General features: G+C 64.7%; 28 protein-coding genes. 2 read left to right on the forward strand and 26 right to left on the reverse strand.

What is annotated here, in order from left to right; genetic code table 11:
* Positions 1–175: 175 nt before the first annotated feature.
* From PCE31106_RS21075 to PCE31106_RS21170, 20 genes are all read right to left on the reverse strand, one after another.
* A complete protein-coding gene (locus PCE31106_RS21075; RefSeq protein WP_003160610.1) occupies positions 176–424 on the reverse strand; it encodes a DUF2274 domain-containing protein in 249 nt (82 codons plus the stop codon).
* Complete coding sequence (locus PCE31106_RS21080; protein ID WP_023124822.1) at positions 421–1,701, reverse strand: TraB/TrbI/VirB10 family type IV secretion system protein; 1,281 nt, start codon at positions 1,699–1,701, stop codon at positions 421–423. The genes PCE31106_RS21075 and PCE31106_RS21080 overlap by 4 nt, the downstream gene beginning before the upstream one ends.
* Before the next feature lie 2 nt (positions 1,702–1,703).
* Positions 1,704–2,861: a P-type conjugative transfer protein TrbG gene (gene trbG / locus PCE31106_RS21085; protein ID WP_024087508.1), complete on the reverse strand. Its 1,158-nt coding sequence runs from the start codon at positions 2,859–2,861 to the stop codon at positions 1,704–1,706.
* On the reverse strand, positions 2,858–3,559 hold the full coding sequence (gene trbF, locus PCE31106_RS21090) for a conjugal transfer protein TrbF (protein WP_024087509.1): 702 nt from the start codon (positions 3,557–3,559) through the stop codon (positions 2,858–2,860). The genes trbG and trbF overlap by 4 nt, the downstream gene beginning before the upstream one ends.
* 12 nt (positions 3,560–3,571) lie before the next feature.
* Positions 3,572–4,939, reverse strand: coding sequence for a P-type conjugative transfer protein TrbL (gene trbL, locus PCE31106_RS21095; protein ID WP_024087510.1), 1,368 nt, complete (start codon positions 4,937–4,939; stop codon positions 3,572–3,574).
* Entirely contained in the window at positions 4,936–5,229 is a 294-nt protein-coding gene (locus tag PCE31106_RS21100; RefSeq protein WP_024087511.1) for an EexN family lipoprotein, read from the reverse strand. The genes trbL and PCE31106_RS21100 overlap by 4 nt, the downstream gene beginning before the upstream one ends.
* A gap of 11 nt (positions 5,230–5,240) precedes the next feature.
* The gene (gene trbJ, locus PCE31106_RS21105; RefSeq protein ID WP_024087512.1) at positions 5,241–5,969 is read right to left on the reverse strand and encodes a P-type conjugative transfer protein TrbJ; all 729 of its coding nucleotides are present in this window, start codon (positions 5,967–5,969) and stop codon (positions 5,241–5,243) included.
* Positions 5,966–8,416: a conjugal transfer protein TrbE gene (gene trbE / locus PCE31106_RS21110; protein WP_024087513.1), complete on the reverse strand. Its 2,451-nt coding sequence runs from the start codon at positions 8,414–8,416 to the stop codon at positions 5,966–5,968. The genes trbJ and trbE overlap by 4 nt, the downstream gene beginning before the upstream one ends.
* A 15-nt stretch (positions 8,417–8,431) precedes the next feature.
* Entirely contained in the window at positions 8,432–8,701 is a 270-nt protein-coding gene (locus tag PCE31106_RS21115) for a VirB3 family type IV secretion system protein (RefSeq protein WP_024087514.1), read from the reverse strand.
* Positions 8,698–9,081: a TrbC/VirB2 family type IV secretion system protein gene (locus PCE31106_RS21120; protein WP_023124817.1), complete on the reverse strand. Its 384-nt coding sequence runs from the start codon at positions 9,079–9,081 to the stop codon at positions 8,698–8,700. Before PCE31106_RS21120 ends, PCE31106_RS21115 begins: the two co-directional genes overlap by 4 nt.
* Positions 9,078–10,103 carry a P-type conjugative transfer ATPase TrbB gene (trbB, locus tag PCE31106_RS21125; RefSeq protein WP_024087515.1) on the reverse strand — a complete coding sequence of 342 codons (1,026 nt, stop codon included), beginning with the start codon at positions 10,101–10,103 and terminating at the stop codon, positions 9,078–9,080. Before trbB ends, PCE31106_RS21120 begins: the two co-directional genes overlap by 4 nt.
* A complete protein-coding gene (locus tag PCE31106_RS21130) occupies positions 10,100–10,564 on the reverse strand; it encodes a ribbon-helix-helix protein, CopG family (protein ID WP_023087383.1) in 465 nt (154 codons plus the stop codon). The genes trbB and PCE31106_RS21130 overlap by 4 nt, the downstream gene beginning before the upstream one ends.
* Entirely contained in the window at positions 10,561–12,564 is a 2,004-nt protein-coding gene (locus PCE31106_RS21135; RefSeq protein WP_150564576.1) for a conjugal transfer protein TraG, read from the reverse strand. Before PCE31106_RS21135 ends, PCE31106_RS21130 begins: the two co-directional genes overlap by 4 nt.
* A 249-nt stretch (positions 12,565–12,813) precedes the next feature.
* Positions 12,814–13,971, reverse strand: a complete 1,158-nt coding sequence (locus tag PCE31106_RS21140; protein WP_228770476.1) for a patatin-like phospholipase family protein — start codon at positions 13,969–13,971, stop codon at positions 12,814–12,816.
* 83 nt (positions 13,972–14,054) lie between these two features.
* The gene (locus PCE31106_RS21145) at positions 14,055–14,303 is read right to left on the reverse strand and encodes an EexN family lipoprotein (RefSeq protein ID WP_023124812.1); all 249 of its coding nucleotides are present in this window, start codon (positions 14,301–14,303) and stop codon (positions 14,055–14,057) included.
* Complete coding sequence (locus PCE31106_RS21150; RefSeq protein ID WP_023124811.1) at positions 14,300–15,244, reverse strand: LysR family transcriptional regulator; 945 nt, start codon at positions 15,242–15,244, stop codon at positions 14,300–14,302. Before PCE31106_RS21150 ends, PCE31106_RS21145 begins: the two co-directional genes overlap by 4 nt.
* 99 nt (positions 15,245–15,343) lie before the next feature.
* A complete protein-coding gene (locus PCE31106_RS21155) occupies positions 15,344–15,844 on the reverse strand; it encodes a MarR family winged helix-turn-helix transcriptional regulator (protein WP_049876657.1) in 501 nt (166 codons plus the stop codon).
* Positions 15,845–15,879: 35 nt separating this feature from the next.
* Positions 15,880–17,412, reverse strand: coding sequence for a DHA2 family efflux MFS transporter permease subunit (locus PCE31106_RS21160; RefSeq protein WP_057379585.1), 1,533 nt, complete (start codon positions 17,410–17,412; stop codon positions 15,880–15,882).
* Positions 17,413–17,416: 4 nt separating this feature from the next.
* Positions 17,417–18,595: an HlyD family secretion protein gene (locus PCE31106_RS21165; protein ID WP_057379586.1), complete on the reverse strand. Its 1,179-nt coding sequence runs from the start codon at positions 18,593–18,595 to the stop codon at positions 17,417–17,419.
* Positions 18,592–20,079: an efflux transporter outer membrane subunit gene (locus PCE31106_RS21170; protein WP_150564577.1), complete on the reverse strand. Its 1,488-nt coding sequence runs from the start codon at positions 20,077–20,079 to the stop codon at positions 18,592–18,594. Before PCE31106_RS21170 ends, PCE31106_RS21165 begins: the two co-directional genes overlap by 4 nt.
* Positions 20,080–20,268: 189 nt before the next feature.
* Here PCE31106_RS21170 and PCE31106_RS21175 point away from each other — a divergent pair, with 189 nt between their 5' ends.
* Positions 20,269–20,943, forward strand: coding sequence for a TetR/AcrR family transcriptional regulator (locus PCE31106_RS21175; protein WP_079769125.1), 675 nt, complete (start codon positions 20,269–20,271; stop codon positions 20,941–20,943).
* A 9-nt stretch (positions 20,944–20,952) separates the two neighbouring features.
* Positions 20,953–21,243 (forward strand): DUF3861 domain-containing protein, encoded by a 291-nt coding sequence (locus PCE31106_RS21180; RefSeq protein WP_023087374.1) that lies wholly within the window; start codon positions 20,953–20,955, stop codon positions 21,241–21,243.
* 37 nt (positions 21,244–21,280) lie between these two features.
* Here PCE31106_RS21180 and PCE31106_RS21185 read toward each other — a convergent pair whose 3' ends face one another.
* The 6 genes from PCE31106_RS21185 to parA are packed head-to-tail and all read right to left on the reverse strand — an operon-like array spanning position 21,281 to position 25,712.
* Positions 21,281–23,239, reverse strand: a complete 1,959-nt coding sequence (locus tag PCE31106_RS21185) for a relaxase/mobilization nuclease domain-containing protein (protein ID WP_024087526.1) — start codon at positions 23,237–23,239, stop codon at positions 21,281–21,283.
* Entirely contained in the window at positions 23,236–23,679 is a 444-nt protein-coding gene (locus PCE31106_RS21190) for a hypothetical protein (protein ID WP_024087527.1), read from the reverse strand. The genes PCE31106_RS21185 and PCE31106_RS21190 overlap by 4 nt, the downstream gene beginning before the upstream one ends.
* Positions 23,676–24,275, reverse strand: coding sequence for a S26 family signal peptidase (locus tag PCE31106_RS21195; protein WP_024087528.1), 600 nt, complete (start codon positions 24,273–24,275; stop codon positions 23,676–23,678). The genes PCE31106_RS21190 and PCE31106_RS21195 overlap by 4 nt, the downstream gene beginning before the upstream one ends.
* Complete coding sequence (locus PCE31106_RS21200; protein ID WP_024087529.1) at positions 24,272–24,817, reverse strand: DUF2840 domain-containing protein; 546 nt, start codon at positions 24,815–24,817, stop codon at positions 24,272–24,274. Before PCE31106_RS21200 ends, PCE31106_RS21195 begins: the two co-directional genes overlap by 4 nt.
* The gene (locus PCE31106_RS21205) at positions 24,814–25,077 is read right to left on the reverse strand and encodes a hypothetical protein (RefSeq protein WP_024087530.1); all 264 of its coding nucleotides are present in this window, start codon (positions 25,075–25,077) and stop codon (positions 24,814–24,816) included. The genes PCE31106_RS21200 and PCE31106_RS21205 overlap by 4 nt, the downstream gene beginning before the upstream one ends.
* Complete coding sequence (parA, locus tag PCE31106_RS21210) at positions 25,074–25,712, reverse strand: ParA family partition ATPase (RefSeq protein ID WP_024087531.1); 639 nt, start codon at positions 25,710–25,712, stop codon at positions 25,074–25,076. Before parA ends, PCE31106_RS21205 begins: the two co-directional genes overlap by 4 nt.
* Positions 25,713–25,807 lie beyond the last annotated feature (95 nt).

A 25,807-nucleotide genomic window follows, 5' to 3' on the forward strand; every position in this document is an offset into this window, starting at 1 on the left:
CTTATCGAGCTAGGTGCCGCATAGGCGCTTCGCGGTAGTAAACGCAGGGGCGTCGTAGCGGGCAAGGTCGCGTCGTCATCATAGCCCCAACTTATCGCAAGACGCCCTCAAAAGCGAAGCGCAGCCCGTGAGCTGCGCTTCCGTCATGGGGATGCTAGCGGACTCGTCCGCAGCATCAGGGCGGTTTCGGCGGCGAAGCCTTGGCGACTGCCGCTCCCTTCCTGAATCCCCGATCCCCGGCGATGAATGCCTCCAGCATGTGCGGGATCAGCGTCGTTGCATCGACCGTTTCGCCGTAGGTCTGCGCGTGCAGCACCGCATAGCGGTCGAGGTCGGCCTTGAGGCCGGCTGGACAGGCGAAGGTCAGCTTGATGCTCTCGGTCTTGGGCAGCGGCCCGAGCCGCAGCTTCTTGGTCGTACTCATTGCGAAGCTCCCCGATTGAAGAACAGCGGCTGGTAGGGCCGCAGCACCAGATCGCGGTTGACGATGATGCGCACCGGCAGGCCCGGCCGCTCGGTCAAAGTGGGCTGGATGTTGAGGTTGCGCCGGGTCATCTCCTGCCCGACCTGATTAACGCTGTCCTGCAGGCTGTCGCGGCCGGCGATGATGACGCGATCGCCGTTACGGTTCTCCGGCGCGGCCAGTTCGGCGCCGACGCCCAGCAGCGTCGTCAGCGCCGCACCGGCGAAGACGCGATCCCAATGCCAATCGACGCCATCCTCCAGGCCGGCGTAGCCGGCCGGATCGGTGCCAGCAAGGTTGTCCAGCGTCAGCGAGGACGTGTCGGGCAGGATGATGCGGTTCCAGACAACTTGAACCCGGCTCTGCCCGTAGGCGACCTGGCTGTTGTACTTGCCGAAGATGCGCGAACCCTGCGGGACCAACAGATAGCGGCCGGTGGCGGTGTCGTACACCGGCTCCGTCACCGTGCCGATCACGTCGCCGGGCAAGTCCGACTTGATGCCTGTCACCAGCGCCGCCGCGATTACCGTCCCCGCCATTACCTGATAGGGCGAGGACGGCATTTGTAGATTGCCGGAATTACGGGTTTCCGTGGTTCCGGCTTTCTGGAACACCTCTTTCTGGTCTTGCCGGTTCTGCACTGTGGTCGGGTCGGCAGGCTGCGCCGCCGTCGAGGCCGGCCCAGCGGCCTGCGGGTCGAAGCCGGCCAAGCCAGATGACGGGCCGGCAGCCGCCACTTGCGCAGGCGCAGAAGCGGCACGCTGGTTGCTGGAGCGGAAGAACACCGACGATCCCGCTGCCGCTTCGGCTTCCTTGCGCCTCGCGTCACGCTCGGCTGCCGCCGCATCCTGGCCGGGCGGCGTGTAGCGGGCCACCGCTGGCTGCTGCGAGTTCACGATAGCCGGCCCCAGGTCGCCCGGCAGCGGCGGCCCCAACTCTGGCACCTTCGGCGGCAGCTTCGAGTAGTCGGCGGGAAGCTGGTCGAGTCCTTCGGACTTCGACACGCGATCCACGTTGTAAAGCTCGGCCGGCTCGTTGCCGCCGCGCCGGTGCGTCGGCTGCAATGACCACATCGTTGCGCCCAGTACCGCGACGCCGAGGCCACCAGTCAGCAGCGCCAGCGTGCGCCGATTGAGACGTGTCACCGGGCGCGGCTGCGCTCGCAGCGCCACATTCTCCGGCGCGACCTTCGGCGTGGCATCAGGAATCGGCACGTCCGGGATTCCGTCGTGGCTCATGGTCAGTTCCCCCGCGTGCCATCCGTACGCTCGATGCGCACCATGTCGCCCTTGTCTCCACCGAGACGCAGTTCGGCCGCGCCGAACAGCCGATCCACGATGTAGTACGGCGAGCGGAAGCGGTAGTTCACCAGTTGCCCGTCGCCCTGCGCGCCGATGACGAACAGTGGCGGCAGTTCGCCTTGGGCGATGCCCGGTGGAAACTGGATATAGACCTTCTCGCCGTCATCGAAGGCGCGCAACGGCTTCCACGGTGGATTGCTGCCGCTGATCGCGTAGCGGAAGCGGATCTTTTCCAGCGACAAGCCGGTATCGACCGGCGCGGCCGCTTGCGCGGCTTGATCCTGACGCCGCAACGCGAGCATCTGGTCTTTCGGATACTCCCACGATACCGACGCCATCCATGCCTTGTCGGTCGAGGTCAGCTCGATCAGGTAGGTGCGCCGGCTGGTGGTGATGACCACGTTCGTTTTAAGGCCGGAGCGGATGGGTTTCACCAGCACGTTCACGCGCAGATCATTGCCGGCGCCGCTGGATGTGTCGCCGACGATCCAGCGCACGGTATCGCCGGCGGCGACCGTTACCAGTTCCTCACCGGGCTGGAGCGAAATCACGGTGACGCGCCCCGGCGCGGCATAGACTTGGTATAGCGCGCCGTCGGTGAAGGGCCAGACCTGAATCGCATTGACGTAGCCCTCGCGCGTTGGCGCGATGCGCGCCTCGGCGTTGGCGCGCGACACGCGCACAGTTTCGTCGGCCGGCTCCGGTGCGGGCTTGGCCTCGTCCGCTTCCGGCAGTGGCTTCATCTGCGCCGGCAGCGGCAACACTTTCGGCACCGTCACCACTTCGACAGGCTTGGGCGGTTCCGGTAGCGGCTGCGCCTGCACTGGCTCATCGAGCGAGATGCGTGGCGGCGGCTTGCCTTGCGAGGCGCAGCCAGCGAGCGCAGCCACCAAGGTCAACAAGCTGACCGTGTAGAGGACTTGGCGATCCAGTCCGAAGCGCGGCGAAAACAGCGGGAAAGCCAGCATCAGCCCATCGTTCAAACGCCGGCGGTATTCATTTTCGTCGGCGTCCGGTTGGCTGCGCCCAACACGGGTTTTTCTTTCGATACTGCCGGGCCGGGGTAATGGCAGAGGACGGGTTTGCAGTGATTTCATGGTTTGGCTCCTTCGGACGCATCCAGTTCGCGGCTCCACGACAGCCCGTTGACGTAGATGCCCAGCGGGTTCTTGCGCAGGCGCTGCTCGGTGCGCGGGGTTTGCAGGACGGTGGAAATCACGGCGTTCCAGCGTTCGGTTCCGGCCGGTGCGCCATTGATGAATCGCTGTTCTGTCCAGCGCACGTTGAACGACGAATCGCTAGCGCGCGTGACGCTGGTGATCTGCACCGTCACGGATTCTTTGCCGACGCGAGCGAACGGGTCGTTCTTGCTGGCGTAATCGTTGAGCACAGCCGCGCCGCGGTCGGTGGTGTAGTCATAGGCATCGAGCCAGTTCTGCCGCACCACGATGGGGTCGATGGACAGCGAGCGAACCAGCGTGACGAAGTGCGCGAGGTGGAACGCGATCTGCGCGTCCGTGGGTTTGTACGGCGTAATTGCCTCGCCAACAGCGCGCACATGATCCTTTTCCACCTCGACCACGTAGGGCGTCACCAGCGATTGCGTGGAAAGCCGAATTCGGTCGCCCGCGAGTAGCAGCGCGAGCGCAAGGCAGCCGAAGGCCATCAGCCGCCAGTTCTTCGCCTGCACGCGGCCCGAGCCGATACGCTCGTCCCACACCTGCGCGGCGGCTTGATACGGGGTGGCAGGCTGCGGTGTATCGGCGTAGCGCACCTGCGGTCGCTTGAATCGCATGGCTCGTTCTCCTCAAGAATCGGAATTGCCCAGGCTTGGGCCTTGCGCCGAGCCACCGCCATCCCCGCCGCGCAATGTGTGCGCGGCAGTGGTCGCCGCATGGGCGATCTGTTGACGGCGGTGCAGCCGCTTGGCCCAGGCGGGCTGCGACTGCTCGGCAGTGTTGGCTTGTGCTTCGCTCGCGGCCTGACCGGATGCGCTGGCACCGGATGCGGCGGCGCCCGCGCCGTCCGAGCGAAACGCGGCGGCTGCGCGCTGCCCAACTGAGCGCACCCCGGCGGCGGCCTTCTGGCCGACTGCTTGCGCGCCGGTCTTAGCAACATTGCCCAGGCCAGCCATTGCGCCTTTCGCGCCGCCGCCGGCGGCGGCGGAACCGGCTTGGAACGCCGACCGCGCGCCGGTCGCGGTCGAAGCAGCGGCACGGGCGCCGCTGCCGATGGCGCTGGCGGCGGCCGGCGCCATGCGAGCACCGGCAGCAACAGCACCGCCAACGCCGGTAGCGGCAGCGCCGACAGCGACGGCTGTTCCCGCCGCGCCTAGCGCCGCACCAGCCATTGCGCCGGCTCCGAGCTGCGGCGAGCCGGACACAAGGCCCGTGGCGATGCCCGGGCCGTAGATGCCGAGCGCGAGCATGGCGAGCGAGGCCAGCATCACGACCAGCGCGTGGTCGATGGAAGGCTCGTCGGGTGTGACCTGGAACTCGGCGAACAAGCCCGTACCGATGCCGACGATGACGGCCAGTACCAACACCTTGATGCCCGACGCCACCACGTTACCGAGCACTTTTTCGGCGAGGAACGCGGTCTTGTTCCAGAGCGCGAACGGCACAAGCACGAAGCCGGCGAGCGTGGTCAGCTTGAACTCGATCAGCGTGATGAAAAGCTGCACCGCCAGCACGAAGAAGCAGAGGATGACCACCAGCCAGGCGAGAAACATCACGACGATGGGTGTGAGGTTGATGAACACCTCGGGGAAACCGGCCATCTCGCTGATCTGGTCGAGGATCGGCGCTGCCGCGTCGATGCCGGTCTTGGCGAGATGCCCCGGTTGCAGGAACGTCTCCATGCTCAAGGTCGAGCCGGTAGCCGTCAGGCCCAGGCCGGCGAACGAGCGGAACACGATGCTCGCCAGCATGTTGAAGTTGCCGATGATGTAGGCGAAGGCGCCGACGTAGAGCACCTTGCGGATGAGCTTCGCCATCACGTCTTCGCCCTGGCCGGTAGCGTGGCCGAGCGCCCAATACAAACCGGCGAGCGTCATGTCGATCGCCACCAGCGTTGCGGTCAGGAACGCGACTTCGCCGCGCAGCAGGCCGAAGCCGGAGTCGATGTAGGTTGAGAAGACGTTGAGGAAGTGGTCGATTATCGAAACGTCGTTCATGGCCGTGCCTCCATCGGCGCGCTGGGATCGTCGAAGCTGGCCGGGATCGGCGGCAGGTCGGCCAGCGTCTGGTATTCATCCGGCCCGGCCCGCCCGGAAAGGAAGCGGCGCAGATCGGCTTGCGCGACCTGCGCGCAGAACGCGCCGTCATGTTCGCCATGCCGGCACTGCGCACGCAGCGCGTGCAGCCGTGCCGGATTGGCGGCCAGTGCATCGACCGACAGCGCCTGCCGCCGGTCGCAACCCGCCAGCAGGCACACGAAGGCAAACAGGACGGGCGCGTGCTTCATGGCCGTGCCCGTCAGTTGCCGTAGAAGTTGACCGACTGCGGCGTGTACGCCGTGCCGGTGCCGAGAAAGCGTCGCGTCACCTCACGGCCACGTTCGACGGCGGCGGCCTGACGCGCCAGTTCCAGCGACACCGCGCGCCCCTGCGTGAGCTGGAGCTGCTGCGCCTGAATGGATTGCTTCGCCTGCAAGGCCAAAAGCTGATTGGTCGCCTGCATGGCCTGCAAGGCGCCCGTGGCCGACTGGCTCTGGCCGACCAGATCGGTCAGCACGCCCTCGTCCTCGGTCACGTTCTGCGACACCTGCGCCTGCATCCGCATCGCGGCCTGCAAGCCTTCGAGCGTGTTCTGCCAACGCTGGTGGGCATCTTGGTACATCTGGTTGCCGCTCACGGTCGCGGCGTACTGCTCTGGGTATAGGCGCGCGAACTGCTGGTCCATGCTCTGCACCTGGAACGCCAGTCCTTGCGCCTGCGCGATGAGTTGCTGGGTGGTCGCCAGCGTCGAGCGCAGCCGGTTGACCACGTTGAACGGCAGGCTCGCCAGGTTACGCCCCTGGTTGATGAGCATCTGCGCTTCGTTCTGGAGTTGCTGAATCTGGTTGTTGATCTGCTCCAGCGTGCGAACCGCGGTCAGCGTGTTCTGCACGAGGTTGGTTGGATCGACGACGACCCATTGCGCCTGCGCGGTGGACGTGACACCGATCAACGCAGCGATGACGAGGGAAAAAAGGCGAATCTTCATTGCGAAATCTCCTGTGGTTGGGGAGCGAGGAAGGACGCGGCAGATGGTGCGGACGGCAGCAGGTCGGCGGCCCAATCGAGGCCGCGATGGCGCAGCCACGCGCCGGCGAAGCCGGGTGCGCCGGCCTGCGTCAGCACGCGGTCGATGTCGCGTTGGTCTTGCGGTGTGGATGCGCCCGCGAACGCGAGCGCGGCCGGCCCCAGGTCGAGGTCGAACAAGCGATTGCCTAATCTGGATTGGTAGTAGTAGTCGCGCTTGGGCTGCGCAGTGGCGACGATCTCGATTTGCCGACTGTTGAGGCCGAAGCCCTCGTAGATCGTGCGAATCTGCGGCTCGGTGGCCTGCGGATTAGGTAAGAAAATCCTGCTCGCGCAGCTTTCGATGATGGCTGGCGCGATGGTCGAATCCTTGATGTCGGCCAGCGACTGCGTGGCAAAGATGACGCTGACGTTCTTTTTCCTGAGCGTCTTGAGCCATTGCCGGATGCGGGCCGCGAAAGACGGCTCATCGAGGAACAGCCACGCCTCATCGAGAATCAGCAGCGTGGGCGCACCGTCGAAACGCTCGTCGAAGCGGGCGAACAGATAACGCAGCACTGCTTGCACGGCGGCGGGGCTGTGCATCAGTTCTTCCATCTCGAAGCCCTGCACGCCGGCCATGCCAAGCCGGTCGTGGTCGGAGTCCAGCAGCTTTCCGTGCGCGCCGCCCAGGACATAAGGCGCGAGTGCCTGGCGCAGCGCGTTCGATTGCAGCAGCACGGAAAGCCCGGTCATCGTGCGCTGTTCCTGCGGCGCACCGGCGAGGCTCCCCAGCGCCGACCAGATGGCCACCTTCTCGTCCGGGCCGACGGTCACGCCTTCATGCAGCAGGCGACCTTCCACCCATTCGGCGGCCCAGGAGCGGTAGCCCTCATGGTCGATGCGGGCGAGCGGCTGGAATGCGATGCTGCCATCGGCGCCCAGGTCGTAGTGCTCGCCGCCCAGGCCGAGGATGGTGGCGCGCATGGAGCGGCCCATGTCGAAGGCGAAGATCCGCGAGCCGAAGTAGCGTCGGAACTGCAAGGCCAGCGTCGCCAGCAGTACCGACTTGCCCATGCCGGTCGGGCCGGCGACCAGCGTATGCCCCACGTCGCCGATGTGCGTGACCAAGCGAAAAGGCGTTGCGCCATCGGTGCGGGTGACGATCAGCGGCGGGCCGTCGAGGTGGTCGTTCTTCTCCGGCCCGGCCCATACTGCCGACAGCGGTATCATGTGCGCCAGGTTCAGCGTCGAGACGATGGGCTGGCGCACGTTCGCGTAGGCGTTGCCGGGAATGGACGATAGCCACGCATCCACGGCGTTGAGGGTCTCGGGGATGGTGACGAACCCGCGCCCTTGGATGACGCGCTCCACCATGCGCAGCTTCTCGTCGGCCACGGCCGGGTCGGCGTCGAGCACCGTCACCGTGGCGGTGAGATAGCCGAACGCGACTTGATCGCTGCCCAGTTCCTGCAAGGCCGCGTCGGCATCGGCGGCCTTGTTGCTGGCGTCGGTATCGACCAGCGGGCTTTCCTGCTGGAAGATCGTCTCGCGCAGCAGCGCGACGACGTTCTTCCTTTTCGCAAACCACTGGCGGCGCAGGCGGCCCAGTTCCTTTTCCGCCTCGGCTTTGTCCATGCAGAGGAAGCGCGTGCTCCAGCGGTAGGCAAAGCCCAGGCGGTTGAGGTCGTCCAGCAAGCCCGGCCAGGTCGAGGTCGGAAAGCCGCGCACCGACACCACGCGCAGGTGCTGGTCGCCCAGCGTGGGCGCCAAGCCACCGACCAGTGCCGAATCGGCCAGCAGCGCGTCCAGATGGAAAGGCACTTCGGGAACACCGATGCGATAGCGCCGCGTCGAGACGGTCGCGTGCAGGTAGGTCAGCGTCTGGCTGTCGTCCAGCCACGCAATCTCCGGCATCACGCCATCGAGAAGGTCGAAGATGCGTTCGGTTTCGGCGCCGAACGCGGTCAAGTGTTCACGCCAGTCCACGCCGGCGGTCGGTGTGTTCTCGTAGAGCAGCTTGGCCGCGCGGGCGCGGGATTCCTCCGGCGGCAGGTATTGCAGCGTGAAGTGATAGCCGCTCTCGAAATGGTTGCCGGATTCCTCGAAGGTCGCGCGCCGTTCCTCGTCCACCAGCCACGACAGCGGTTCGGGAAAGTCCGAGTGCGGATAGTCCGCCGCCGGCAGGCGCTCGGCTTCGACGAACAGTGCCCAGCCGGCACCGAGGCGGCGCAGTGCGTTGTTTAGGCGCGCAGTCTTGGCGATCAGTTCGCCTTGCGTTGCGCTTTCCAAGTCAGGCCCACGGAACCGCGCCGTACGTTGAAAACTGCCGTCCTTGTTCAAGACGACACCCGGCGCGACCAGGCCGGCCCACGGCAGCCAGTCGGCGAGCAAGGCTGGGCGCTGGCGGTATTCGGCGAGGTTGAGCATTGCGGCGTCCTCCCGTCACACGTCCAGCAGCGGCTTGTGCTTGAGGTGCTTGGCGAACACCTGCATGAACTGCGGATCGACGCGCGCACCCCACACCGCCAGCGAATGGCCGACGATCCAGAGCACGACACCGGGAATCCAGAGTTGCAGGCCCAAGCCCACGGCCGCGGCCAGCGTCCCGTTGGCGATCGCCACGGTGCGCGGCGCACCGCCCAGCAGGATCGGCTCGGTCAGCGAGCGATGCAGAGGCACCTCGAAGCCAGGCAGGTCGGTGGTCGTGCTCATACGACGGCCCCGCCGGAGAAACTGAAGAACGACAGGAAGAAGCTCGATGCCGCGAACGCAATGGACAGACCGAACACGATCTGGATCAGCTTGCGGAAGCCGCCGCTGGTGTCACCGAACGCAAGTGCGAGGCCGGTGGCGATGATGATGATGACCGCGACGATGCGCGCGACCGGACCTTGGATAGATTCGAGGATGGATTGCAGCGGCCCTTCCCAGGGCATCGAGGAACCGGCGGCTTGTGCCGTGCCGGCGGTCGCCAGCATGACGGTCGCCGACAACAGGCCGTGGTGCGCCGGGCCGACCAGGCGGCGCAGGCGTGCGGGGATGGAAACCGGATTTACGGAAAAGCGGAAAGCATGGGCGTGCGTCTGCGTCATGGCAGTTCTCCAAGGTGGTTAGGGGACGGGGAAGAAAGCGGCACTTCTGGAAGCGGCTGCTCCAGCGCATCTGCCAGGCGATAGCCCACGCCGTCGAAGCCAAAGACGCGGGCGATGCTCTCGATACGACGGCGCCGGCCACGGCCGGCGATGTGGATGACGACATTGACCGCCTCGGCGACGAGCGCCCGAGGCGGGTTCACGGCGACTTCGAGAATCAGTTGCTCCAAGCGCAGGAGTGCGCCGAGCGCGGAGCCGGCGTGGATCGTGGCGATGCCGCCAGGATGGCCGGTGCCCCACACCTTGATGAGATCCAGCGCCTCGCCGCCACGCACTTCGCCGACGATCACGCGGTCAGGGCGTAGGCGCATCGTTGCGCGTACCAGCTCGGTCATCGACACGACGCCGGCGCGGGTGCGCAGCGGTACGTGGTCACGCGCCGTACACTGCAATTCGATGGTGTCTTCGAGTACCAGCACGCGGTCGCCGGTGGCGGCGATCTCTGCGAGCAAGGCATTGGCGAGCGTGGTCTTGCCGGTGCTGGTGCCGCCGGCGATCAAGATGTTCTGCCGTTCACGCACGGCGACGCGCAGGAACTCGGCCTGTTCGACGGTCATCATTCCGTCGGTGACGTAGCGATCCAGCGGGATGACGCCGACAGCGCGCTTGCGCAGCGCGAAGGCTGGCCCCGGCGCAGCCGGTGGCAGAATGCCCTCGAAGCGTTCGCCGGTTTCCGGCAACTCGGCGGTCAGCAGCGGCTGCCCGCGATGCACCTCCGCGCCGACATGTGCGGCGATCAGGCGAATGATGCGTTCGCCGTCTTCCTCGGGCAGTTCCGCGCCCAACGGCGCGCGGCCCGAAGAGAGGCGATCGACCCATAGCGTGCGGTCGGGGTTGAGCATGATTTCCACCACGTCGGGGTCTTCGAGCGCGGCGGCGATCAGTGGCCCCATTGCCGTGCGCAACATGCGTATGCGGCGGTCGAGCGACGTGGTGGCGAAGGACTGCGGTTGCGTGCTCATGAGGCACGCTCCTGCGCTTCGGCCAGCGCCGCCGCGTCATCGAGCCGCGCGGCGTCGGGATTCAGTTCCTCCACCACGTCGCGCACGAGGCTACGTCCGCGCATCAAGTGGCGGCCGAGCTGTTCGACGAACTGCTCGAAGCGCGCCTTGCCCTGCGCGCGGGCCGCTTCCTGATGCGCCTCGGGAACCGGCGTGCTGACCGTCAGGAAGTAGCGGACGAACAGCGCCAGCGTCTCGATCTCGATGTTCTGATCGCGCTCCAGCCGCTCGAACTGGCGCGTCAGTCGGTCAAGCCGCTTAGCGATAGCGGCCTCGCGCTGGTCGCCCGCGTCAGGCGACAGCCATGACGCAAGCGCTGCCGCGACGATGGACGACTTGGACACACCTTTCTTGGCAGCCAGCTCGTCGAGGCGCTTGGCGTGTTCGTGCGGAATGAATAGGTTGAGGCGGTACTGGCTCATAGCTCGATCCCGTCGTTTTGGTCGAGGGACGCCAGCCGGGCCGTGCGCTGCATGGCCGGGTCGAGCTGACGGGGAAGCGGCAACGGCAGGTCGTCGTCATCGAGCAACGCCAGGTCGTTGTCGGCCGGCTGCTGTTCGGGGCTGTATTCGGCGATTTCGGATAGCTCTGGCTGCCGGCGCGGCCCGCCGTCGTCGGCAGCGGCGCCGGTGTCGTCGTCCGCCAGGCCGGCGGCAGGCGCGACCGGCACAGCAGGAATAGCCAGCCCGCTCCAGTCGTCGGGCCGAACCGGCGGCGCATCGGCGTAGCGTCCGGCCGCGAGCGCGGGCGGCGGAAGCACGCGGCGCTTGAAATTGGCGTCGGCGTAATAGCGCAACTTCTTCGCCTTGATCGGTGCGACGCTGGACACCATCACCACGGCATCGTCGGGCGGGAGCTGCATCACTTCACCGGGCGTCAACAGTGGGCGCGCGGTTTCCTGGCGCGACACCATCAGGTGCCCCAGCCACGGTGCGAGCCGGTGGCCGGCGTAATTGCGCTGCGCACGCAGCTCGGTGGCCGTACCGAGCGTTTCGGAGATGCGTTTGGCGGTGCGTTCGTCGTTGGTGGCGAACGTCACGCGCACATGGCAGTTGTCGAGGATGGAATGGTTCTGGCCGTAGGCTTTGTCGATCTGGTTGAGCGACTGCGCGATGAGGAAGCTGCGGATGCCGTAGCCGGCCATGAACGCCAAGGCCGTCTCGAAGAAGTCGAGGCGGCCCAGCGCAGGGAACTCGTCGAGCATCAGCAGCAATTTGTGCCGACGCGCGATGCCATCGCTGCCGTCGAGCGATTCGGTTAGGCGCCGGCCGATCTGGTTGAGGATCAAGCGCACCAGCGGCTTGGTGCGGCTGATGTCCGAAGGCGGCACGACGAGGTACAGCGAGACTGGATGTTCGGACGCGATCAGGTCGGCGATGCGCCAATCGCAACGCGACGTGACTTCGGCCACCGTCGGATCGCGGTACAGGCCGAGGAACGACATGGCGGTGGACAGCACGCCCGATCGCTCGTTGTCCGACTTGTTGAGCACCTCGCGCGCAGCCGATGCGACGACGGGATGCGGCACGTCGCCCAGGTGCCGCGTGGTCATCATCCGGTGCAGCGTCAACTCAAACGGGCACGCGGGATCGGACAGGAAGTTGGCGACGCCGCGCAGCGTCTTGTCCTCGCCCGCATAGAGCACATGCAGGATGGCGCCGACCAGCAGCGCGTGCGAAGTCTTCTCCCAGTGGTTGCGGCGTTCGAGCGCACCTTCGGGATCAACGAGAATGTCCGCGATGTTCTGTACGTCGCGCACTTCATGCGCGCCGCGCCGGACTTCCAGCAGTGGGTTGTACGCGGCCGACTTCGGATCGGTCGGGTTGAACAGCAGGCAGTGCGAGAAGCGCGAACGCCAGCCGGCCGTGATCTGCCAGTTCTCGCCCTTGATGTCGTGGATGACGGCAGACGCTGGCCAGCTCAACAGCGTGGGCACTACCAGGCCGACGCCTTTGCCGGAGCGCGTCGGCGCGAAGGTCAGGACGTGTTCCGGGCCTTCATGCCGCAGGTATAGGCCACGATGCAGGCCGAGAAACACGCCGGCAGGCTTGTCCAGGCCGGCCTTGCGAATGTCTGCGGCTTCGGCCCAGCGTGCAGAGCCATAGGTCGTGACCAGCTTCGATTGCCGCGAGCGCCATACGGACATGGCAATAGCGACCAGCACGGCCACCAGGCCGCTGCCGCCAGCGATTGCGCCGCCGGTGTCAAAGATGCGCGGTGCGTAGGCGTCGAATGAGAACCACCACTCGAACAAGCGCCAAGGGTGATAGACCGGCGTGCCGAGTAAGTCGAACCAGGGCGAGCCAAGGCGTACTTGATAGCCCAGGGCGGCGGCTGTCCACTGCGTGGCGCTCCACACGCCGGCAATTACGATGCCGAACACGACACCGATTTGCCCGAACAGCACACCTTGACCTTGCATCCCGGCCTCCGCTTTCTCCTCGTTGTCACGCGGCACAAAAGCGTGCCGCACGCATAAGGATCGGAGTCAGGTCAAGGGTTGGTCAAAGACCGTTATCGGCAGGAATATCGCGGAAAAAGCAAGATTTCATGCACGGGCGAATGTACGGAAAACGCCGCCTACGACGGCGGGTTATGGCGTGTCGAGCGATATACGCGCGGCGCATGCGAATGCTTGCACCCTGAAAGTCGAAGTGCAGCACCCATCCCCTCAGAGCCACCCGAAAAATTCGCAGACTGCCTGCCGTTGCGCCAGCGTGTCGCGCTCACCCAGCGCCATTACCTCCTGGGTGAATGGAGCCTCGAACAGCAGATAGCTGACCAGGGCGGCGCCGCTCAGGTCGCCGCTCGCGCTGGACGAGCCGACGCCGCGCAACAGGGCGCGCACGGCCCGCGGTAGGTGCTTTTGGTGGCGTGCCGCGATGTCGTCGATGCGCTCGCTCGGCGCAATCACCAGCGCCTTCACCGGACGTAGTGAGGTGGCGAGGCGCTGGCCCAGCGTCATCATTCCAAGGGTACGGTTGACGCGCTCCATACGCTCGATGTCCACCGTGAGCGCGTCGAGAAATATGTTCGACAGCACGTGTCCTCCGACTTGGGCCAGTGTCGGGTAGCCGCCGTTACGCACGAGTCGCCCGCGAGGTTCGTGCATCCGACCAACGCCGACGATGAGCATACGTTGCGCGCCCAGGTGGATGGCCGGAGAGATCGGCGCGGTCTGCCGCATCGAGCCGTCGCCGTACCAGCCGGCATGCTCCATATGTTCGATGCGTTGTGCCGGGAACACGAATGGGATAGCCGCCGAAGCGAGCAGGTGTGCCAATCCCAGCCGCATGGGCACGGCCAGCCGCTGCGAGCGTTCGTAGCCCGTCATATCGCCGATGGACTCAAAGAAGGTGAAGTGCTCGCCGCTGGTGTAACTGGACGCGCCGATCGCCAGCGCACGCAGATGGCGCTGGGCCAGCATGTGCGGCAGCAGTTCCAAAGGCGCCCAATGTCGCAGCAGTTCGGCTAGTGGTCCATTGTCCAGTAGTGAATGCGGTCCTTCTTTGCGCCAGCGTGCCAACATCCAGCCTACCGAGATCGCGCTCAGCCACTGTGCGCCGCTGCGAGCGATACCAAGCGCGTCGGTGCGATACACCTGACCAGCATTGAAGTTGCGCCAAACTGCGGCGATGGCCTCCACGCCAGCGTCAAAGGAGTCTGCGCGACAGGCTAAAGCGGCGGCGTTGATTGCGCCTGCCGAGGTGCCGCATAGGATACCGAAGGGGTTGGGCGCCCCTTCGCCCAGGTGTTCACGGCGCAACGTCACCAAAGCCTGAAGCACACCGACCTGGTAGGCGGCGCGCGCACCGCCACCGGACAGCACGAGAGCCGTCTTTGCAGCACTAATGGCCGGCCTAGTGTGTGGCATCGCGGGCTCGCTTGATCATTAGGTAGGTGATGGCCCGATCAAAACTTCGGCTGCTCTTTCGGTGGGGTATAGGGCGCCTTCCCATCGCCAAAGAACCGTCGATTCGTCGCCTCAGCCACACGATTGCAGAGTTCGTCGCCCAGCTTGGCGCGATCCGTCTTGCACTGTTGCCGCAGTTCCTTCAATCGTTGGGGATTGGCGGCAAGTGCCTCTACCGTTTCGGTGGGTTCGGATTTGCCGCAGGCGGTCAGCATCGCAGCAAGCAGAATCAGCACAATCTTGTTCATGGCTCGATTTCCTCCGAAGCATCAAGGTCGGGTAGTACGGTCGGCTTCTTCGTCGCGGATGGTTCAAGGGTGCTTGTTCTCTCGATGAAACGAGCCAACACTTCCGAAGGCTCGTTGCCCCGGCGCAGCAGGTAAGTAGTGAGCATGGGTGTGCGGCCAGCCAGAGGCCGCGCGACCACACCCTGTTCACGGCTGGCGGCAATCTGCGAGGCTCCGGCCAGCCCAAGGGCGAAACCTGCTGCCACCATCGCCATCATCAAATCAACGGAGGCCACCCGTTCGGCGATCAACGGCTCTTGATCGACCCTACGCAGCACCCTTTCAATCTGCCGCGTATATCCTTCGCACGCATGGGGATCGCCAAGCACCAGCGGATGGCGTAGCACTTCCTCCAGTGGGATGCGCTTGTACGTCAACAGCGGGTGCCGAGAGGGCACCGCCACCATCAAGGGATCGCTCCAGACAGCTTCGGCGACGATGCCGTCGCCAACTTCATCCGACCGAGCAAACCCCACGTCGTAAAGGTCGTCGTGCAGCCCTTTGATCTGCTGGGCCAGCGAAACTTCGGATAGACGTATCTCGATTTCCGGTTCTTCTTCGCGACACAATGCTAGAAAGGTTGAGAAGCGTGAAGGCGGGATGCCATCCGATAGCGCAACGCGCAACTGGTTATGAAAACCGTTGGCAGCCGCCTTCACGCTGTCGCGCGCCTGCTGCAAAGCCGTGAAGACGCGCGGCACGTGTTCCAGAAATAGCTGGCCTGCGCGAGTCAGTCGGGTGCTGCGTGTATTGCGCACGAAAAGCTGTGCACCCAAGTCTTCTTCCAGCTCTTTGATCGCGCGCGATAGGGGAGACTGCTCAATGTGCAGCCGCTCAGCAGCGCGAGCAAAATGCAATTCCTCGGCGACTGCAATAAAGCAGCGAAGATGGCGTATTTCCATCGCAGTCTCCTAAGCGGACCGCTCGCGCCTTGCCGGTGCAATTTGCACGGTTCCCATTCTTGTCGCAGGCCACGAAAGCTGTCGGCAGTAGAACCTCGGTTAAGTTAGAAAGCTCTGATTTACAGGTGAGTTGCTCAGTTCTTCCGCTGCGCGGGCGTTTAGAAGCATGTGCCTCAAGCATCGCTTGAGAGCATCAATATCCTTCTCATTCATTCCATCGAAGAGGATGGCGTAAGCGCCGTCAAAGACCGACGGCAGTTGCGAAGCCGTTTCCTTGCCATCGCGTGTTGCGAGGAGATACGTCACTCTGCGATCACGCTCGCAAGGAACTCTCTGAATCAACCCTCGACTAACCAGACGATCTATCAGTCGCGTAATGCCACTCGGGTAGAGCTTGTACTCACGCGCAAGGTCAACGGAGGTCATGCTTTGGCGGCACGCCAACAGCAGCAGCACGCTCGCCTGCATGCCTGTAAGGCCGCCCAGCGAAGACGTTCTCTGAGTGATGAGCTGCCAAATCGCCATGTTGGTCCGACTCATCAGATGAATGAGGCCATGTGGCACATCGGCGTTGCTTTCTCTTGCATATATCAATTGCATGTCACACCCCGTCGGCAGTATTCACGCTCCTTAGATCAATGCCCCGTGACTTTCTGGAGTGGCCCCTTCGGCCGCTTAACCAGCCAGATAGCGCCGATCGAGAGGATCATCAGCACGGTAGCCAGCGCATAAAAATCGTTCGTAGCCAGCATCACAGCCTGACCATCGACCAGGCGCGAGAAAAATGCTGTAGAACTCGATGGCGGTATTCCGGCGCGAACCGCCGCGGAAGCGATTTCATGCCCTGCATTCGGGTTGATGATTGAGACAAGCTCGGACCGGTTTGCCTTCGACATATGCTCCCAATAGGTTTGGGTCAGGGACGATCCGAGCGCCATCGAGAGCACGCGCAGGAAGTTTTGCAGGCCGGCTCCATTCGCAATGCGCTCGGGCGGCAGGTCGGAAACACCCAACGAGGTCAGCGTAATCATGCATGCGGGAATGCCTGCGCCGAGGACAAACATCGCGATGGCCACCGACATGAAGTCGGCTTGGGTCGTCAGATGCGCCCGCATGAAGAACGAGACGGCCAAGATACCCATGCCGTAGGTGACGATCCAACGAGGGTCAACCTTCGGCAGGAGACGACCGACGATCGGTGAAGTCGCCACCGCGAGAATGCCCATCGGCGCGGTAGCGAAGCCGGCCCATGTCGCCGTGTAGCCCATCTGTTGCTGGAGCCACAGAGGCGTCAGCACGATGTTGCCGAAAAAGATGCCGAACATCAGGCTCTGCGTGATTGAGGAAACCAGCCAGTTGCGCGAGCGGAAGACGCTCAGGTCGATCACGGGATCGGAGTCGGTGAGTTCCCAAATAATCAGATAGATCAGCGAAACGGCTGCAACGATGGCGCACGTGACCACTAGCGGCGAAGCGAACCAATCCAGCTCGCGGCCCTTGTCGATCATGATCTGGAAACTGGTGACAAAAACCACCAGAAGCGCCAGACCGATTCCGTCGATGCGGGAACGCTCCGTGGGTTCGTCCCGGCCCCGAAGCACTTTCATGGCGCCCAGCATGACCAAGATGCCGAACCCGAAGTTGATGTGAAATATCCAGCCCCAGTGCCAGTTATCCGAAATGATCCCGCCCAGGATTGGGCCGAAGATCGGGGCCACGACCGTCATCATTCCCCACAACGAGAGCGCGATGTTTGACTTGTTCTTGGGGAACACCGCCAGCATCAACGTCGATGACAACGGAATCAGCGGTCCACCGGCCAACCCCTGCAACACGCGAAAGAAGACGAGGCTTTCCAGAGACCATGACAGGCCGCAGCACACGGAGAACAGTACGAATGCCACGACGCAGATCATGAACAACCGTACTTCGCCGACCTGGCGAACGAGCCAGCCGGTCAGGGGGATGGTGATGGCCTCCGCAACAGCATAGGACGTGATGATCCAAGTGCCCTGGCTCGTCGAGACACCCGTCGACCCCGAGATCGTGGGCATGGCCACGTTGGCGATGCTGGTATCGAGCACCACCATGAAATTCGCCAGAGACAGGATGATTGCCGCGATGACCAGATCCATCCCGGAAAGCGGCTTGTGTTCTGAGGAAGTCATGTCACTACCTCGTCGCAACCGGCTGGGACTCACCGTGGTCGCGCAGATCGACGGTAGCCTCCATTGACAGACCGACCCGCAGCGGATGCTGCTTCAACTGCTCGGGATCAATCCAAATCCTGACGGGCAGCCGCTGGACCACCTTGATCCAGTTGCCCGTGGCGTTCTGCGCGGGAATCGCTGCGAAGGCAGACCCTGATCCTCCAGCGAAGCCTTCGACACGGCCCGTATAAACGACATCGCTGCCGTAGAGGTCCGAGGTCAGTTCCACGTGCTGCCCGGGACGGACCTTCTGCAACTGGCCTTCCTTGAAGTTCGCATCGACATAGATGCGGTCGATCGGCACCACGGTCATCAGCCGCACGCCAGTCTGAACCTGTTGCCCAATCTCCACCGAACGCTGCGCGATGACGCCATCGAAGGGCGCACGCAGCACCGTCCGTTCAAGATTCACGCGCGCCTGGTCAAGCCGCGCCTTCGCCGCGAGTACGGCGGGGTTGTCATCGACCGTGCTATCTACGATCAGCGCCCAGTTGGCCGTCCGGGCGCCGCTTGCAGCTTCCTTTGCGGCCTCGGCAGCGCGAACTCGGGCTTGAGCCTGCTCCAGCGCAGCGCGCGCCTCGCGCAACTGCGTCTGCGCATTCGTCAGCTCCTCTTTCGAGACAGCGCCTTCTTCAACCAGGTTCTGCCTACGGCGCTCGTCGATGACCGCTTTTTCATAGGCGGCAGTTACACGGGTCAGGTCACTGCGAGCGGTGGCGATTTCGGCAGCACGCAGGGCCACTTGTCCCGCAAGGCTCTCGTCATTTCCCAGCAGTTGCCGTACTTGGCGCTGAGTACGCGCCAAATCCGCCTCGGCCTGCGCGACAGCAATCTTGGCGTCGGTATCGTCCAGAATTACCAACACGTCGCCAGCCTTGACGGCCTGCGTGTCACTGACCTTGACTTCCTTTACAGGGCCGGCAACGAGTGGTGTGATTTGGGCCACTTCCGCTGCCGTGTAGGCGTTATCCGTGGTGACGGATTTGCCTGCGAACAGAAGCGCCCACGCACCGTAGAGAACACCGATGGCGACCAAACCAACCGTCGCAATTAAAACGAGACGTTTGCGCTTCGCCCGCTTTTGTGAAGCCTCCGGCGTTGTGGAAGAATCTTGAGGGTCAGGGGGCATCGGAGCACTCATCGGGTCACCTGTTCATTCATTGAGGAATCGGAAAAGCCGCCGCCAAGGGCCTTTGTCAGCGCAATGTCGAGGGATAGGCCGCGCACCCACAGGGCATTGACGGCCATCCGCGCATTGAGCGCGGCATCCTCCGTCGTTAGCACGGTTTGATAGTTGGATAAGCCGCCCTCGTAGCGGCGCTTGGCGAGTTGGTAGGCTTTGTCGCTGCTGACGACCGCCGACTCCGTTGCTTCGAGGCGGATCGGAAGCGCTTGCAAGCTCCTCACCGCGTCCGCGGTTTCTCTCAATGCTTGGACCAGCGCATCGTTGTAGCTGGCTACTGCGAACTCGTATTCGGCCCAGGCTCGGCTGTAGTTCGCTCGGAGCCTTCCACCCTCGAAAATGGGCAGATGGATGGCGACTCCGGCACGGCCCGCGTCGGAACCCGAATCGAACAGGCGGTTCAGGCCCAGCGACTCGTAGCCAACCAGGGCGACCAGATTGACGCTGGGATAGAAGCCTGCCTTTGCAACGCCGATACGCTTGGCGGCCGACTCCACGCGCCATCGCGCTGCCACGATTTCGGGCTTGCGCCCGATCAGATCGCTCTTCAGTGTTTCCGGAAGCGCCAGGGACAGGCTCGGCGAAAGATGCGTCTCGTGGATATTCAGACCACGATCCGGTCCACGCCCCAGCAGAGCCGCGATCCCATTGCGAGCCAGTTCTATCCGCTCTTCCACGTCGGCCAAGTCAGCCCGTGCCAGCTTGACCCTCGCATGTGCCTGTTCCAGTGTTGTCTGTGTATCGAGGCCCTGGTCAACGCGGCGCATCGCCATGCGCTCGGAGTCCTCACGATTTCTGAGCGTGTCGCTCGCCAAATCGCGCTGTACATGCAAGCCATTGAGTTGGACATAGCGGCTTGCAAGCTCCGTCGTCAGCAGGACGCGGGCTGCGGCGGCATCGGCTTGCACCGCCAGCGCCTCGGATGTGGCCGCATCCAGCGCGGACCGGTTCTTTCCCCAAAAGTCGAGTTCCCATCCGAAATTCAGAGAAGCCGCGCCATAGTCGTTCCATCCCTTGGGAACGACATCCTTTGGGAAGATGCTGTTGTACGTCAGCTTCTGCTCGCTGGCGGATGCGTCCAGTGAGACAGAGGGAAACAGCGCTGCGCGCGCACCTTTCGATCGCGCAATAGCGGCATTGAGGCGAGCCTGCGCTTGCGCCATCGACGGCGAGCTAGCCAGCGCTTCGTCCATCAATTGGTCAAGTTGTGGATCGCCAAAGGACTTCCACCACGCCTGCGTCGGCCATTCACCGACAGGCGCCCCAAGGCTCTTGTCGGCCGCAAGCCCGTCCATTGATGCGGGCTTTTCCATCGGCCCCAGGTCCGGGATGGAGGCGCATGACGCCAGTACTGCGCAGCAAATCGCTACCGCAGCGGTTTTGCGCCATGCGGCAGAGGACTTATCGACGAAGGATGAATATTGGAGCGATGGGCTTGACATGGAGGCACCCGTGACTTGGCATGGCGCCATGCTAAACCGATCGGTTCGGTTTAGTCAAGAGCGGAAGTCAAACAGGAAATACAGCAATGTCAACATGTTGTGGAAAGACAATACAGTACCGATCGGTTTGACTTGGACCGCTTATGTGCTATCGTGCGGCTTTACTTTCCGCAGCGGTGGACCGAACACATGACCACTTCGTCAGCGCGCTCGAAGGCGAGCACGCCTTCCAAGCATCCCTCGTCCGCTGGGGGCGCAGTGCAATCAGAAAAAGCACGCCTTGTCCTTGCCGGCGCAAGGACTGTCTTCTTGGCAAACGGCTTTAGCGCTGCGACGACCGACATGATTCAGCAGGCCGCCGGCGTATCGAAATCGACGGTGTATTCGCACTACCCGAACAAGGAAGCTTTGTTCGTGGCCGTCGTCGAGGCCGAATGTGAGCGGTTTCTTAGAGCCGTTCGAAAGCCCAAGTTTCCAGAAGAACGGCTTGCCGATATTCTGAACGCGATGGCGCTCGCCTACTTGGAGATTGTGCTGTCGCGCGACGGGTTGGCGCTATACCGCATGATTGCGGCCGAAGCGCCGAGGTTTCCCGAGCTTGGGAGGCGCTTCTACCTGGCCGGCCCCGCCGCCATAAACAACATCGTTGCGGAGACGCTGGAAGTCGCTGCCTCGAAGGGAGAGCTGGATCTTGGAAGCATCGGACTCGACTCCGCGGCCTCATTGTTCGTGAACATGGTGCGCGGTGAGGCCCAGATGCAGTGCGTAATGCACCCTGATGCTCCGGCGTCCGCTGCCCAAAGAGATCGGTGGGCGAAAGACGCTGTAACGACGTTCATGCGCGCCTACGGACGCGATAGGTAAGGACCAGCCATGAAACAGCATCGTTACCGCATAACCGTCGAACACCTTGTCGATGCCCACGATAGCCTGCTGCCCAACAGGCAACCGCTACAGTTCGAGGTAGGCAATCACGACAATATCTTTGCGATCGTTGATCGTGTCCGTGAGCGTGTCGATTTTGACCCCGCCTCCGCAGCAGCCCTCGCAGTGGGGCTCAAGCTGTTCAGCGAAGTGATGCTGGAAAATAGGGAGCATCCGCTTTTCCAGGTGTTCGCTCCGCATTTCCGTGACTTCATGACCACGCTGAAGAAAGGCACCTGATAGCACCTATCGAAAAGCAAAGCCCGTGCACTGGCAGCTAACCAACGGAAAGGGTGTGCTGCCGCCCAACTTCCCAAGATGCGCCGCCACCGCGTACTGTGGCGGCGAGCTTCTGGCCCAGCCGCTGCTCGATCACGGGCTTCCACGGCACCAGCGAGAAACCCATGCCGTCATCGAGCATGGCGTAGCGCCCGCTGGCGAGCATGACGCTACGCCGGTAGATACCAGCGACGCGCTGCCCGTCGGCCACTGGCCGATGCTCCAGGCCGGTTTCGCCGGCGATGTCCTGTCCGATCTTCGCCAGCTCGCGCCCGCGCAGCGTCGCCAGCAGGTTGCGCGCAAGCACGACGCGCTGTCCGCGCTGCTCGGCCAAGCCCTGCTCGGCCAGGAAGTCCGCGCGTTGGCGTAGCGCATCCTTCACCTCGGCCCCAAAGCCCAGGTCGCCCAGCCCCTTGCCGCCGCCGATCAACTGCTGGTCGAGCCAGGTGGCGCCGATCACACGCGCCTGCCGCTCGATGGGCAGGTGAGATTTCAGTTCCACCGCCACGCCGCCGCCGAGCCGCTGCGCGTCGTATTGGCGGCCACACTCGGCCAGGTCGCCGGGGACGCGCCAGACGCCTTCGGCCTCGCGCTCCACGATGCCGGCGCGGCGCAGGGCTTCGAGCCGGCGCACATGCGCGGCCACGACCTCGCGCGGGTCGCGGTCGGACGTCGCCTGTCCTAGCGCCACGGCCAGGTGATGATCGGTACGGTACACGCCATCGACGGCCAGCGCGGCGATATTGCGGTCAGCCGCGCGCACGTCGGCCGCGCCTTTGACTTCCACCACGGCGCCGGTCGGGTACTGCTCCAGTTCCGACCGCGGCGGCAGCGCGACGTAGTGCGCTTTGCCGTCCGTGCCATCGACGATCAAATAGCCTTTGTCGTACAGCTCATCGACCAGTCCTTTGCTGGCGACGCGGCCCATGATGGCGCGGCCATCCTCGCCAGCTTGGAACACGGCCAGCTCGCGTTGCTGGCCGCTCATGGCCCGTTGCATGGTGCGGATGATGTCGCCGCGCTCGCCCATTGCCCGCAGCGTGGTTTCGGCGTCGGCGTGGACAGCCCAGGTGCCGGGCTGCTGTTCGGTCGCCAGCCCCATACGCTGCAAGCGTTGCAGGCGGCCGATCAACATTTGCCGCTGGCGCTGCAACCGGGGTTCGGCCAACGTCTCCGGTCGCACCAGGCCGTCCACGGCCTCGCGTTGCAAGGTGCGATCCAGCCCCGTCCACCGCTCTTGATCGACTTCGCGCTGCATGGCGCGCTGCATCTCCAGTTCGGTACGCGGCCCGAGCCATTCCGTCGCTAGTTCCGATGCTCTGCGGCGCATTCCCTCGGCGATGTAGTCGCGGGAAATGATGAGGTCTTTGCCGGTGTCGTCCTTGCCGCGCAAGACGACGTGCGTGTGCGGGTTGTCGGTGTTCCAGTGATCGACCGCGACCCATTCCAGCCGCGTACCCAAGTCGGCCTGCATGCGCGCCATCAGGTGCCGGGTGTAGGTGCGCAGGTCGTCGAGCTGTTCGGCGTCCTCCGGCGAGACGATGAAACGGAACTGGTGCCGATCCTCGCGCCCGCTCTCCTCGAACGCCTTGGTGTCCGCCTCGTCGGTCGTCGGCCCGTAGGCATGGCCCGGCCCGCCTTGGCGATCGACGCCTTCGCGCTCGATGTAGCGCAGATGCGCGGCGGTCGAACGCAGCCCGGCCTTCGCCAGATTCACCAGCCGCGCCTTGATCGTCACGCGCCGGGCGTTGGCCCCAAGTCCCCGACCGGCGAAGCGCGCCGCGACGTGGCCGCGGCCCAGCCGAGAACCGGGGCGCTGCCCGACCTTGCCGGCCGCCTTGCCGAGCTTCGCGCCGGTCTTGTTGGCCTGCCGCAGCACCTTGTTGATGTAGGCGTCGCCGCGCTGTTTCGGAGCACCAGGCCGGACGCGAAAGTGGTCATCGTCGCGCTGGCTCATAGCGTAGCCCCATCCAAGATCGGCGCAGTCCAGCAGACGAAGCACGCGATTTCGCCAAGGCCAATGCGGCATTGCGCACCTTCGCGGCACGCTGCCGCCCCGTGGCGCGTGCCGCGCTCCCCCCATGTGCAGACAAGGTTTTCAAGCGGCCATGTGCCGCGACCTTTTATCTTGCCTTCCGCCTTTGCCTTCCGCTGTCGCTCCAGGCACCGGCGGCCCGGCGGCGCTGCTGCGTGAACCGACAGCGCGCCGGCGAACGCGGCGATGGCCGCAGGCCGGGCGCGTTCGAGGCAAGACGCCTGCACGTTGGACGGCTGCGCCGAAGGCAGCGCGACGTGCGGTGCGAATGCACCGACACGGCAGGCGCGGCGACATGGCGGCAGCAGCGAGAACGGCAAGCCCGATGGCACGCCGGAGCGCAGCGAATCGGCGGCCATCATGGGCGTGTCTCCAGCCAGACCGGATGCGCGACACCGATCACGGTGGATGCGCTGACCGGGCCGAAATAGCGGCTGTCGAACGATGCCGGATTCGTCACGCTCAACAGGAACAGTTCGCCCGGTTCAAGGCGGCGGCAAAGCGGCAAGGCCGGCAGCGCCCGGCCCAGCCGGTCGGCAGGCAGCACGGCGGCCGAAGGCACGCCGTCGATGCGTACCTGACCGGCGACGATGCAGACGTGTTGCGGCGCGACCGCGCCCACACGTTTGAGCAGCGGCACGTGCACAGGCAGGTAGCCGCGCTGCGCAGCGAGCGCGGCGGCCGTGGCCGGAAGCGGCACCAGCACGATGCTGTCCACGGACAACGGACGTGACAGCGAGGCGGTGCGCGGGTCGAACGGGTCGATGCGATACCAGCCGACCGCCACGCTGTCGGACGGGTTGTAGGTCAGGCGCGGTAGCGGCGACACGAAAGCCGCCCAGGCCAGCGCAGCCAAGCCGATGGCTGCCAGTGTCGCCACGATGATGCGAGCGCGCAGGCGCGAGCGAGGACGCGGCGGCACGGCGGGCGCGTTGGCCGTGGTGGTCGAGGCGGTCATGGCAGCACCTTTCCGGCCAGCCAGGCGACATGCCGCTCGGCGCTGTATTCGGGCAGCGCAAGGCGAGCCGCAAGCCGGTTGCCCAGCGTGCGCCAGTACGCGGGCGGCACGTCGATGGCGGCGATGCCCAGCGCCTCGATGGCGTCGATGCGTTCCAGCACGGCGCGCACGTTGGCATCGCCTTCGGCGTGTAGCAGCAGGCGCGCGCCCGGCTGCACGCCGGGGATGCGCTGCACGGCATCGAGCGGCGTGGCGGTCTGCATCACCATGAGCTGCCAGCGCACGGTGCCGTAATCGTTGGCCTGCCAGCGGATGCGGCAGAGCATCGCGCCCGGCAGGAACACCGCGCAGCGCCGCCAGTCGTCCAGGCGCAGCGTGCGTGCGGGTTCGCCGAAGCGCAGGTAGAGCTTGAAGCGGTGTTCGATGTAGGCCAGCGAAACGCGCGTCAGTGGCACGTTGCCGGCCTGCCCGGCGAGTGCCGAAAGCGCAAGCAGCGGCGTAGCCGGTGCCGCGTTCGCGGCAGGCAAAGCGGATGCGGTCATGGTGTGCTCTCCGGAGGAAACTCTCGCTCCAGCAGGCCGCGCAGCAGGTCGGCCACGGTCACGCCTCGCGTGAAGGCCGACACCTTGATGCGCGCCCGCATGGCGGGCGTAATGTCGAGGGTCAGGCGCGCGGTGTAGAGCTCGCCTTTGCCCAGCGCATCGGCGTCGCCCTGGCGAATCCACGCCTCGGCGTGCGGATTCGCGGGCGGACGTGCGCCGATGCCGACACGCTTACCGCGTGGTGGCTGCTTCGCTGTCATGTCGGCCACCGCAGCAGTTCGTCCACCAGGGCGGTGATTTCGCGGGTGGCGGCGCTGTCGGGCGCTGTCTCGCGTGCGAGCCGGCCAGCGGCCACGCTGTCGGCGAACACGATGCGCTGATGCACTTCCGAACGCAGCGCGGGCAGCGGCTGTTCTGCGAGCGATTGCCGCGCCTCGCGGCCGATGATGGTGGTGCTGACGCGCCGGTTGATGACGAAGGCCGCGCGCAGCGCAGGCCGGAACACCTGCGCCTCACGGATCAGCGAAACCATTTCCGAGCTGGCCCAAAGGTCGTAGGGGCTGGGCTGCACCGGGATCAGCACACGCTCGGCCGCCAGCAGCGCGGAGCGCGCCAAGGCGGCGATGCGCGGCGGCCCGTCGATGACGACGTGATCGGCCCGCCTGGCGAGTTCTGGCGCTTCCTGATGCAGCGTTTCGCGGGCGAGGCCCACGGCGCTGAACAGCCGTGGCAAGCCCTGCTGGCTTCTGCGCTGCGTCCAGTCCAGCGAAGAACCCTGCGGGTCTGCATCGAGCAGGACGACATGCTGGCCGCGCAGCGCCAGTTCGCCCGCGATGTGCGTGGCGAGCGTCGTCTTGCCGACGCCGCCTTTCTGGTTGAGTAGCGCGAGGATCATGGCGCGGCCCTCCGTGTTGGAAAGCTGGCCTGCCCGTGCCGTTGGGTGGTTGTCCACCGAAACGGAGCGCTTCTACTAAAAGTTATGTATTTCTT

This window comes from Pandoraea cepalis (assembly GCF_902459665.1).
GTDB lineage: Bacteria > Pseudomonadota > Gammaproteobacteria > Burkholderiales > Burkholderiaceae > Pandoraea > Pandoraea cepalis.

What these genes read in the sequence shown, in the direction of transcription:
- PCE31106_RS21145 (WP_023124812.1), bottom strand. Translation starts at nt 14,303, where the DNA reads ATGAACAAGATTGTGCTGATTCTGCTTGCTGCGATGCTGACCGCCTGC.
- PCE31106_RS21130 (WP_023087383.1), bottom strand. Translation starts at nt 10,564, where the DNA reads ATGAGCCAGTACCGCCTCAACCTATTCATTCCGCACGAACACGCCAAG.
- PCE31106_RS21195 (WP_024087528.1), bottom strand. Translation starts at nt 24,275, where the DNA reads ATGACCGCCTCGACCACCACGGCCAACGCGCCCGCCGTGCCGCCGCGT.
- trbE (WP_024087513.1), bottom strand. Translation starts at nt 8,416, where the DNA reads ATGCTCAACCTCGCCGAATACCGCCAGCGCCCAGCCTTGCTCGCCGAC.
- PCE31106_RS21135 (WP_150564576.1), bottom strand. Translation starts at nt 12,564, where the DNA reads ATGCAAGGTCAAGGTGTGCTGTTCGGGCAAATCGGTGTCGTGTTCGGC.
- PCE31106_RS21150 (WP_023124811.1), bottom strand. Translation starts at nt 15,244, where the DNA reads ATGGAAATACGCCATCTTCGCTGCTTTATTGCAGTCGCCGAGGAATTG.
- PCE31106_RS21175 (WP_079769125.1), top strand. Translation starts at nt 20,269, where the DNA reads ATGACCACTTCGTCAGCGCGCTCGAAGGCGAGCACGCCTTCCAAGCAT.
- PCE31106_RS21115 (WP_024087514.1), bottom strand. Translation starts at nt 8,701, where the DNA reads ATGAGCACGACCACCGACCTGCCTGGCTTCGAGGTGCCTCTGCATCGC.
- PCE31106_RS21185 (WP_024087526.1), bottom strand. Translation starts at nt 23,239, where the DNA reads ATGAGCCAGCGCGACGATGACCACTTTCGCGTCCGGCCTGGTGCTCCG.
- PCE31106_RS21170 (WP_150564577.1), bottom strand. Translation starts at nt 20,079, where the DNA reads ATGTCAAGCCCATCGCTCCAATATTCATCCTTCGTCGATAAGTCCTCT.
- trbF (WP_024087509.1), bottom strand. Translation starts at nt 3,559, where the DNA reads ATGCGATTCAAGCGACCGCAGGTGCGCTACGCCGATACACCGCAGCCT.
- PCE31106_RS21190 (WP_024087527.1), bottom strand. Translation starts at nt 23,679, where the DNA reads ATGATGGCCGCCGATTCGCTGCGCTCCGGCGTGCCATCGGGCTTGCCG.
- PCE31106_RS21080 (WP_023124822.1), bottom strand. Translation starts at nt 1,701, where the DNA reads ATGAGCCACGACGGAATCCCGGACGTGCCGATTCCTGATGCCACGCCG.
- PCE31106_RS21160 (WP_057379585.1), bottom strand. Translation starts at nt 17,412, where the DNA reads ATGACTTCCTCAGAACACAAGCCGCTTTCCGGGATGGATCTGGTCATC.
- parA (WP_024087531.1), bottom strand. Translation starts at nt 25,712, where the DNA reads ATGATCCTCGCGCTACTCAACCAGAAAGGCGGCGTCGGCAAGACGACG.
- PCE31106_RS21075 (WP_003160610.1), bottom strand. Translation starts at nt 424, where the DNA reads ATGAGTACGACCAAGAAGCTGCGGCTCGGGCCGCTGCCCAAGACCGAG.
- trbB (WP_024087515.1), bottom strand. Translation starts at nt 10,103, where the DNA reads ATGAGCACGCAACCGCAGTCCTTCGCCACCACGTCGCTCGACCGCCGC.
- trbL (WP_024087510.1), bottom strand. Translation starts at nt 4,939, where the DNA reads ATGAACGACGTTTCGATAATCGACCACTTCCTCAACGTCTTCTCAACC.
- PCE31106_RS21205 (WP_024087530.1), bottom strand. Translation starts at nt 25,077, where the DNA reads ATGACAGCGAAGCAGCCACCACGCGGTAAGCGTGTCGGCATCGGCGCA.
- trbG (WP_024087508.1), bottom strand. Translation starts at nt 2,861, where the DNA reads ATGAAATCACTGCAAACCCGTCCTCTGCCATTACCCCGGCCCGGCAGT.
- PCE31106_RS21180 (WP_023087374.1), top strand. Translation starts at nt 20,953, where the DNA reads ATGAAACAGCATCGTTACCGCATAACCGTCGAACACCTTGTCGATGCC.
- trbJ (WP_024087512.1), bottom strand. Translation starts at nt 5,969, where the DNA reads ATGAAGATTCGCCTTTTTTCCCTCGTCATCGCTGCGTTGATCGGTGTC.
- PCE31106_RS21155 (WP_049876657.1), bottom strand. Translation starts at nt 15,844, where the DNA reads ATGCAATTGATATATGCAAGAGAAAGCAACGCCGATGTGCCACATGGC.
- PCE31106_RS21100 (WP_024087511.1), bottom strand. Translation starts at nt 5,229, where the DNA reads ATGAAGCACGCGCCCGTCCTGTTTGCCTTCGTGTGCCTGCTGGCGGGT.
- PCE31106_RS21200 (WP_024087529.1), bottom strand. Translation starts at nt 24,817, where the DNA reads ATGACCGCATCCGCTTTGCCTGCCGCGAACGCGGCACCGGCTACGCCG.
- PCE31106_RS21120 (WP_023124817.1), bottom strand. Translation starts at nt 9,081, where the DNA reads ATGACGCAGACGCACGCCCATGCTTTCCGCTTTTCCGTAAATCCGGTT.
- PCE31106_RS21165 (WP_057379586.1), bottom strand. Translation starts at nt 18,595, where the DNA reads ATGAGTGCTCCGATGCCCCCTGACCCTCAAGATTCTTCCACAACGCCG.